Origin of the sequence: Polaromonas sp. (assembly GCF_030682935.1) — a bacterium.
Lineage (GTDB): Bacteria > Pseudomonadota > Gammaproteobacteria > Burkholderiales > Burkholderiaceae_C > Polaromonas.
Window position 1 is genome coordinate 1 of sequence record NZ_JAUXNA010000059.1, and the last position, 8,415, is coordinate 8,415.

Below are 8,415 nucleotides of genomic sequence, written 5' to 3' on the forward strand. Positions count from 1 at the left end.
GCGGAAAAGGAAGAATTCATGCACCGCGAGGCGGTTGAAAAAATCATCGACTTCCTCGAAATCCAGGCCTACCGCAAGACACCGGTCGGTCAGCTGCCCTACGGCCTGCAAAAACGCGTGGACCTCGGTCGCGCCCTGGCCATGGAGCCGCAGGTGCTGCTGCTCGACGAACCCATGGCCGGCATGAACGTCGAGGAAAAGCAGGACATGTGCCGCTTTGTGCTCGATGTCAACGATGAGTTCGGCACCACCGTGGTTTTGATCGAACATGACATGGGCGTGGTGATGGACATCTCCGACCGCGTCGTGGTGCTCGATTACGGCAAGAAGATCGGCGACGGCACACCCGACGAAGTCCGCAATAACCCGGACGTGATCAAGGCCTACCTCGGCACTTCCCACTAAGCGACAGGTAAAAGATGGCTTTTTTTCTTGAAACTCTACTGGGCGGTCTGATGGCCGGCATGTTGTATTCGCTGGTTGCGTTGGGCTTTGTGCTGATCTTCAAGGCCTCCGGGGTCTTCAACTTCGCGCAGGGCGCCATGGTGCTGTTTGCGGCACTGGCCATGGCCCGATTCTCGGAATGGATTCCGCAATGGACGGGCATAGACAGCCTGCTGTTTGCCAATGTAGCGGCCTTTGTGATTGCCGCCTTCATCATGTTCATCGTGGCCTGGCTGATCGAATTCCTGGTGCTGCGCCACCTGGTCAACCAGGAAGGCGCCACGCTGCTGATGGCCACGCTGGGCATTGCTTATTTCATGGAAGGCCTGGGCCAGACGATATTTGGCGGCAGCATCTACAAGATCGACATCGGCATGCCCAAAGACCCGGTTTTCGCGTTCGACTCGGTGTTTCCGGGCGGCCTCCTGATCAACAAGGAAGACCTGTACGCAGCCCTGATTGCGGCCGTGCTGGTGGCCCTGCTGAGCGTGTTCTTTCAAAAGACAGCCACCGGCCGCGCACTGCGCGCTGTGGCCGACGACCACCAGGCCGCGCAGTCCATCGGCATTCCGCTGAACCGCATCTGGGTCATTGTGTGGTGCGTGGCAGGCGTGGTGGCGCTGGTGGCCGGCATGATCTGGGGCAGCAAGCTGGGCGTGCAGTTCTCGCTGGCCACCATCGCGCTGCGCGCGCTGCCGGTGGTGATTCTGGGCGGCCTGACGTCGGTGCCGGGCGCCATCATTGGCGGCCTGATCATCGGCGTGGGTGAAAAACTGTCCGAGGTCTACCTCGGCCCGTTTGTCGGCGGCGGTATTGAAATCTGGTTTGCCTACGTGCTGGCCCTGGGATTCCTGCTGTTCCGGCCCCAGGGCCTGTTTGGCGAAAAAATCATTGACCGCGTGTAAGAAAGAAAACCATGTTCTACAGAGAAAACGGTCAATTCAAAACCAGCTACCGCGCGGACCAGCAGATCTTTCCGATCCTGCAGGACCGCATTGCCATCGGGCTGATCCTGGCGGTCGCCTTCATCGCCGTGCCCATGCTGGCCAGCGACTACCTGTTCCGCGCCATCCTGATTCCCTTTGTCATCATGTCGCTGGCGGCGCTGGGCGTGAATATCCTGGTGGGTTACTGTGGCCAGATCTCGCTCGGTTCGGGCGCCTTCATGGCGGTCGGGGCCTATGGGGCCTACAACTTCTTCGTGCGCATTCCGGGCATGCCGCTGATTCCGGCGCTGATCCTGGGCGGCCTGTGCGCCACCTTGTTCGGCATCCTGTTCGGCCTGCCCAGCCTGCGCGTCAAGGGGCTGTACCTGGCGGTGGCCACGCTCGCCGCGCAGTTCTTCAGCGACTGGATGTTTCTGCGCATCAAGTGGTTCACGCTGGACACGCCGTCCGGCTCGGTATCGGTCTCCAACCTGCAGGTGTTCGGGCTACCCATCGAGAGCGCGGCGAGCAAATACCTGCTCTGCCTGGGTGTACTGGCCGTGATCGCCCTGCTGGCCAAAAATCTGGTGCGCAGCGCGATCGGCCGCGAGTGGATGGCCATTCGCGACATGGACGTGGCCGCCGCGGTGATCGGCATCCGCCCGATGTACGCCAAGCTCAGCGCGTTCGCGGTCAGCTCCTTCATCATTGGTGTCGCAGGCGCGCTGTGGGCCTTTGTCTATCTGGGCGCCTGGGAGCCGGCGGCGTTTTCGGTTGACCAGTCGTTTCGCCTGCTGTTCATGGTCATCATCGGCGGCTTGGGCTCCATCATGGGCGGTTTCTTCGGGGCGGCCTTCATCGTGGTGCTGCCCATCGCCCTGAACCAGTTCCTGCCGGTGCTTCTAGGCACGGTCGGCATCGAAATCTCCACGGCTGGCATCTCGCATGCGGAGTTGATGATTTTTGGCGGCCTGATCGTCTGGTTCCTGATTGTGGAACCGCACGGACTGGCCAAACTGTGGTCCACCGGCAAGCAAAAGTTGCGCCTGTGGCCCTTCCCGCATTGACGCATTCACGCGTCATTGGTTTCCCCGGTTTTTTTCAGGTGTTTTGTTTTTAAATTTTTCAGGAGACAACAATGAAAGTTCGTAATTTGATTCTGGCAGTGGCCGCCGTGGCTGCTGGCGCATCGGCCGTCACGACCAGCGCTTACGCCCAAGCCAAGGAACAGTTCATTCCGGTGCTGTCCTACCGCACCGGCCCCTACGCTCCGAATGGCGTGCCCTGGGCCAACGGCTATGTGGACTACCTCAAACTGGTCAATGCGCGTGGCGGCCTGAACGGCGTCAAGCTGTCCTTCGAGGAATGCGAAACCGGCTACGACACCGCACGCAGCGTGGAGTGCTATGAGCGGCTCAAGAGCAAGGGCGCCAGTTTCGTGCAGCCGCTGTCCACAGGCGCCACCTTTGCCATCACTGAAAAAGCGCCGATCGACAAAATCCCGGTGGTCACCATCGGCTACGGACGCAGCGAAAGCGCGGACGGCTCGGTGTTCAAGTGGAACTTCCCTATTGCCGGCACCTACTGGGTCGCCGCTGACACCATCCTGCAAGCCCTCGGCAAAAAAGAAGGCGGTCTGGACAAACTTAAAGGCAAGAAGATTGCGCTGGTTTACCACGACAGCCCTTTTGGCAAGGAACCCATTCCCCTGATGCAGGAACGCGCCAAAATGCACGGCTTCGAGCTGCAGCTGCTGCCCGTGACGGCACCCGGCGTGGAACAAAAAGCCACCTGGCTGCAGGTGCGGCAAGCCAAGCCCGACTATGTGGTGCTGTGGGGCTGGGGCGTGATGAACTCCACCGCCATCAAGGAAGCCCAGGCCACCGGCTACCCGCGTGAAAAAATGTACGGCGTCTGGTGGGCCGGCGCTGAACCCGACGTGAAAGACGTGGCCGAGGGCGCCAAGGGCTACAACGCCGTGACCATGCAGCACGGGGCCGAGCCGCAATCCAAACTGGTCAAGGACGTGATGGCCATGGTGCATGGCAAGGGCGAGGGCACGGGTCCGAAGGAAGAAGTTGGCCAGGTGCTCTACATGCGCGGCGCCATGAGCGCCATGCTGGGTGTCGAAGGCATTCGCGCTGCACAGGAACGCTTCGGCAAAGGCAAGGTCATGACGGGCGAGCAGGTCCGCTGGGGCCTGGAAAACCTGAACCTGACACAGGCCAAGCTCGACACGCTCGGTTTTGCCGGCGTGATGCGCCCCATCAGCACCTCGTGTACCGACCACATGGGCTCGTCCTGGGCGCGCATTCACACCTGGGACGGCAAAGCCTGGAAGTTCACGTCCGACTGGCTCCAGGCCGACGAGCAGATCATCAAGCCGCTAGTGAAGGCCACCGCCGCCAAGTACGCGGCCGAGAAAAAACTGACGCCACGCACACCGGCTGACTGCCAGTCCTGACGGCAGCTTGCAGTCCCTCCTGCCGCGCGGCGGGAGGGACTGCGCGGCTCTCGCGAGCCGCCAAATGAAAGCCCAGCGGCGCTGGTCTTTCATTTGGCCACCCTGGAAAAATCTATGGAAACAAAAAACATTGTTCTGAACGTCAACGGCATCGAGGTCATCTACAACCATGTGATCCTCGTCCTCAAGGGGGTTTCCCTGCAGGTGCCCGAAGGCCGTATCGTGGCCATTCTGGGGGGCAACGGCGCGGGCAAAACCACCACCTTGCGCGCCATCTCCAACCTGCTCCAGGGGGAGCGTGGCGAAGTCACCAAAGGCTCCATCGAACTGCGCGGCGAACGCATTGAAAATCTGTCGCCGGCCGATCTGGTGCAGCGGGGCGTGGTGCAGGTCATGGAAGGGCGGCATTGTTTTGCTCACCTGACCATTGAGGAAAACCTGCTCACGGGGGCCTACACCCGCAAGAGCAAGACCGAGGTTGCCGCCAACCTGGAAAAGGTCTACAACTATTTCCCGCGCCTCAAAACCCGGCGCAGCTCGCAGGCGGCCTACACCTCGGGGGGCGAGCAGCAGATGTGCGCCATTGGCCGCGCGCTCATGGCCAACCCCAGCATGGTGTTGCTCGATGAGCCGTCCATGGGCCTGGCGCCGCAAATTGTCGAAGAGGTGTTCAACATCGTCAAGGATCTGAACGAAAAGGAAAAAGTCACCTTCCTGATCGCCGAGCAAAACACCAACATGGCCCTGAAATACGCCGACTACGGCTACATCATGGAAAGCGGCCGCGTCGTGATGGACGGCATGGCCAGCGACCTGGCCAACAACGAGGACGTGAAGGAGTTTTACCTCGGTGTGGGCGGCGGCGAACGCAAGAGCTTCAAGGACGTCAAAAGCTACAAGCGCCGCAAGCGCTGGCTGGCGTGAGCCGGAAAAATGACACGGCCATGAACTCATTTTTTGACGCACTAGAGACCCGCTCGCCAGCTGCGCGCGAAGCGGCCCTGATGGCCGCCCTGCCACAGCAAATTGCCCATGCGCAAACCCACGCACCGGCCTTTACTACCCTGCTGGCAGACGTTGACAACGCCGCCATCAACTCCCGCGCAGCGCTGGCGCAGCTGCCGGTGACCCGCAAGCACGAATTGCTGGCGCGCCAGCAGGCTGCGCGCCAGGCTGACAGCGACATCTTTGGCGGCTTCAGCGCGCTGCGCTACGGCGCCCACATGCCCCATGTGTTTGCCAGCCCCGGCACCATTTACGAACCCGAAGGCACGCGCAAGGACTACTGGCGCATGGCGCGCGCCCTGTACGCGGCCGGCTTTCGGCCCGGCCAGCTGGTTCACAACAGCTTCAGTTACCACTTCGTGCCGGCCGGCTCCATGATGGAAACCGGCGCGCATGCACTGGGCTGCACGGTGTTTCCGGGCGGCACCGGACAGACCGAACAGCAGGTGCAGGCCATGGCCGAGCTCCAGCCGGCAGGCTATATTGGCACGCCAAGTTTTCTCAAAATCATCATCGAAAAAGCGGCCGAAATGAAGGTGGCGCTGCCCACCGTCACACGGGCGCTGGTGTCGGGTGAAGCTTTTCCGCCCAGCCTGCGCGACTGGCTCATTGATCGCGGCATTGCCGGCTACCAGTGCTATGCCACGGCCGATCTGGGCCTGATTGCCTACGAGACCGAATCCCGCGAGGGGCTGGTGCTCGATGAAGGCGTTATCGTTGAAATTGTCCGTCCCGGCACCGGAGAGCCGGTGGCCGAAGGCGAAGTGGGGGAACTCGTGGTGACCACGCTCAACCCCGACTACCCGCTGATCCGTTTTGGCACGGGCGATTTGTCGGCGGTGCTGCCTGGCACTTGCCCAAGCGGCCGCACCAATGCCCGCATCAAGGGCTGGATGGGCCGCGCGGACCAGACCGTCAAGGTTCGCGGCATGTTTGTGCATCCGGGACAGGTGGCAGAAATTGCCCGGCGTTTTCCCGAAGTGATCAAAGCCAGGCTGGTGGTCAGCGGCGAGATGGCCAACGACAGCATGACGCTTCAGGTCGAGGCGGCTTCCAGCCCTGCGGGGCTGGACCAGCGAATCAGTGAGGTCATCCGCGATGTCACCAAGCTGCGCGGCACCGTCCAGCTGCTCGCGCCGGGCAGCCTTCCCAACGATGGCAAGGTCATTGAGGACGCACGAAGCTACAAGTAAAGGGGAAAAGGGATTGCCCCTAAGTAGTTCCCGCAATGTGCACAGGGTAGGGGCCTCCTAAACTAGACCGTTCATCATACGGAGCCCCCCATGAAACGCCTGTTAGTACTTGCCGCTGCGGCAGTTAGCCTTTTTGCAGCCAACGCCCAAACTTTCCCCGGCACCAAGCCCATCAGTCTGGTGGTTCCTTTTGCCGCCGGCGGCCCAACCGACCGCGTGGCACGTGACTTGGCCGAAGCCCTGCGCAAGTCCATGGGCGGCAATGCCAACTTTGTGGTGGAAAACGTCAACGGGGCAGGCGGCACCATTGGTGTCACCAAAGTGGCCAAGGCAGCGGCCGACGGCCACACGCTGCTGCTGCACCATATCGGCATGGCCTCGGCACCGGCCCTGTACCGCAAGCTGCAGTACAAGCCACTGGAAGACTTTGAGTATTTGGGCATGATCAACGAAGTCCCAATGACGCTGATCGGCAAACCCCAACTGGCGGCCAACAACTACCGCGACTTCGAAAACTATATTCGCGCCAACGCGGGCAAACTCAACATTGCCCATGCGGGGCTGGGTTCAGCGTCTCACCTGTGCGGCTTGATGTGGCAATCGGCCATCAATGCCAAGGAAGCCATGACGACCATTCCGTTCGGTGGAACCGCACCCGCCATGAACGCGCTGGTCGGCGGCCAGGTCGACCTGATGTGCGACCAAACCACCAACACCACAGGGCAAATCGAGGCGGGCCGCGTCAAGGTATTTGCCGTGACGACTGCCAAGCCCCTGTTGGGCAACAAGCTGCTCAAGGACGTTCCCACCCTGCAGGAAATGGGCCTGAAGAAGTTTGACCTGACGATCTGGCATGGTCTGTATGCGCCCAAGGGCACGCCACCTGCCGTGCTGGCCCAGATCAACACAGCACTCAAGCTGGCGCTTAAGGATCCCGAATTCATCAAGAAGCAGGAAGGCCTGGGCGCCGTAGTGGTGGCCGACAAGCGCGTTGAACCTGCCGCACACAAGGCCTTCGTGGCGAGCGAGCTGGACAAACTCAAGCCCGTGATCGAAGCTGCCGGCAAGTTTGCCGACTGATCGGCCCCACTTTCTGCCAAGCCGCCCGGCCACCACCGGGCGGCTTTTTTTTTGAAGGTCGGGATTGCCCCGATGGAAGCGGGCACGGTATGCGTCTAAGCTGAGGGTATCTCCTTGACCACCTCCTGACAGGAACCTCATGACTCCATTTTTCAAGCAAAATCGGCGCTCAGCCCTTATCAGCTGTGCGCTATCAGCTATTGTTTTTGCAGCAATCCCGGCTGCAGCACAAACCAGCTGGCCCACCAAGCCGGTCAAGATCGTGGTGCCCTTTGCGCCCGGTGGCACCACCGACATTCTGGCCCGTGCGGTAGCGCCTGAACTGTCCAAAGCCCTGGGCCAGCCGTTCATCGTCGAAAACCGCGCCGGAGCCGGCGGAAATATTGGCGCCGACCTGGTGGCCAAGTCGGCGCCTGATGGCTACACCGTGCTGATGGGCACGGTTGGCACGCACGGCATCAACAAGTCGCTATACACCCGCCTGGCCTACGACCCGCAAAAAGACTTCGCCCCCATCACCCTCGTGGCCGGCGTGCCCAATGTGATGGTGATGAATGCCGAAACCGCCAAAACCCTGGGCATCAACAGCGTGCCGGACTTTATCCGCTACGCCAAAGCCCACCCGGGCCGGCTCAACATGGCCTCCAGCGGCAATGGCACCTCGATCCACCTCGCGGGCGAGTTGTTCAAGTCGATGACCGGCATTTACATGGCGCATATTCCCTACACCGGCTCGGGCCCCGCCATGATGGCCATGGTGTCCGGCAATGTGGATGTTATGTTTGACAACCTGCCCTCTGCCATGCCGCAGATCAAGGGCGGCAAGCTCAAGGCATTTGCGGTGACCAGCGCCGAGCGCTCTGCGGCACTGCCAGACCTGCCGACCATAGAGCAGGCGGGCGGCCCCACGCTCAAGGGCTTCGACGCGAGTTCATGGTTTGGCCTGCTGGCGCCTGCGGGCACACCACCCGACATCGTCAAGCGCATGCAGGAAGAAGTCGCCAAAGCGCTGAGCACGCCCGCCATCAAGGAAAAACTGCTGGCGCAAGGCGCCATTCCCAGCGGCAATACGCCCCAGCAATTCGCCGCCTTCATCAACGCCGAGCACGAGAAATGGGCCAAGGTCGTGAAAGCATCCGGCGCCAAGGTCGACTGAACGGCCATCGCAGCCCCGCATGGCCTTGTCGCCAGCCACAAAAAAGCCCCGATTACGGTAATGCCAGTCAGTTAAGGCATTTGCAGCCGAGGTAGGGTAAAAAAGGGACGTGTTCATCACGTCCCTTTTTTATGGAATTTCAAGCAG

At 61.1% G+C, this 8,415-nt stretch carries 8 protein-coding genes; all 8 read left to right on the plus strand.

What is annotated here, in order from left to right:
- A partial coding sequence (locus Q8K05_RS02200; RefSeq protein WP_305244907.1) for an ABC transporter ATP-binding protein occupies positions 1–405 on the plus strand: 405 nt, incomplete at its 5' end.
- Positions 406–419: 14 nt separating this feature from the next.
- Positions 420–1,349, plus strand: coding sequence for a branched-chain amino acid ABC transporter permease (locus Q8K05_RS02205; RefSeq protein ID WP_305244908.1), 930 nt, complete (start codon positions 420–422; stop codon positions 1,347–1,349).
- Positions 1,350–1,360: 11 nt separating this feature from the next.
- Positions 1,361–2,437 (plus strand): branched-chain amino acid ABC transporter permease, encoded by a 1,077-nt coding sequence (locus Q8K05_RS02210; protein WP_305244909.1) that lies wholly within the window; start codon positions 1,361–1,363, stop codon positions 2,435–2,437.
- 71 nt (positions 2,438–2,508) lie between these two features.
- A complete protein-coding gene (locus Q8K05_RS02215) occupies positions 2,509–3,834 on the plus strand; it encodes an ABC transporter substrate-binding protein (protein ID WP_305244910.1) in 1,326 nt (441 codons plus the stop codon).
- A gap of 114 nt (positions 3,835–3,948) precedes the next feature.
- Positions 3,949–4,758 carry an ABC transporter ATP-binding protein gene (locus Q8K05_RS02220; protein WP_305244911.1) on the plus strand — a complete coding sequence of 270 codons (810 nt, stop codon included), beginning with the start codon at positions 3,949–3,951 and terminating at the stop codon, positions 4,756–4,758.
- A 20-nt stretch (positions 4,759–4,778) separates the two neighbouring features.
- Positions 4,779–6,032: a phenylacetate--CoA ligase family protein gene (locus Q8K05_RS02225; RefSeq protein ID WP_305244912.1), complete on the plus strand. Its 1,254-nt coding sequence runs from the start codon at positions 4,779–4,781 to the stop codon at positions 6,030–6,032.
- Between the two features lie 90 nt (positions 6,033–6,122).
- Positions 6,123–7,112: a tripartite tricarboxylate transporter substrate-binding protein gene (locus Q8K05_RS02230; protein ID WP_305244913.1), complete on the plus strand. Its 990-nt coding sequence runs from the start codon at positions 6,123–6,125 to the stop codon at positions 7,110–7,112.
- A 139-nt stretch (positions 7,113–7,251) separates the two neighbouring features.
- Positions 7,252–8,268: a tripartite tricarboxylate transporter substrate binding protein gene (locus Q8K05_RS02235; RefSeq protein WP_305244914.1), complete on the plus strand. Its 1,017-nt coding sequence runs from the start codon at positions 7,252–7,254 to the stop codon at positions 8,266–8,268.
- Positions 8,269–8,415: the final 147 nt, after the last annotated feature.

Bases quoted from the DNA above. Each gene is read 5' to 3' on its own strand.
- Q8K05_RS02230 (WP_305244913.1), top strand. From the start codon at position 6,123: ATGAAACGCCTGTTAGTACTTGCCGCTGCGGCAGTTAGCCTTTTTGCA.
- Q8K05_RS02220 (WP_305244911.1), top strand. From the start codon at position 3,949: ATGGAAACAAAAAACATTGTTCTGAACGTCAACGGCATCGAGGTCATC.
- Q8K05_RS02215 (WP_305244910.1), top strand. From the start codon at position 2,509: ATGAAAGTTCGTAATTTGATTCTGGCAGTGGCCGCCGTGGCTGCTGGC.
- Q8K05_RS02235 (WP_305244914.1), top strand. From the start codon at position 7,252: ATGACTCCATTTTTCAAGCAAAATCGGCGCTCAGCCCTTATCAGCTGT.
- Q8K05_RS02205 (WP_305244908.1), top strand. From the start codon at position 420: ATGGCTTTTTTTCTTGAAACTCTACTGGGCGGTCTGATGGCCGGCATG.
- Q8K05_RS02210 (WP_305244909.1), top strand. From the start codon at position 1,361: ATGTTCTACAGAGAAAACGGTCAATTCAAAACCAGCTACCGCGCGGAC.
- Q8K05_RS02225 (WP_305244912.1), top strand. From the start codon at position 4,779: ATGAACTCATTTTTTGACGCACTAGAGACCCGCTCGCCAGCTGCGCGC.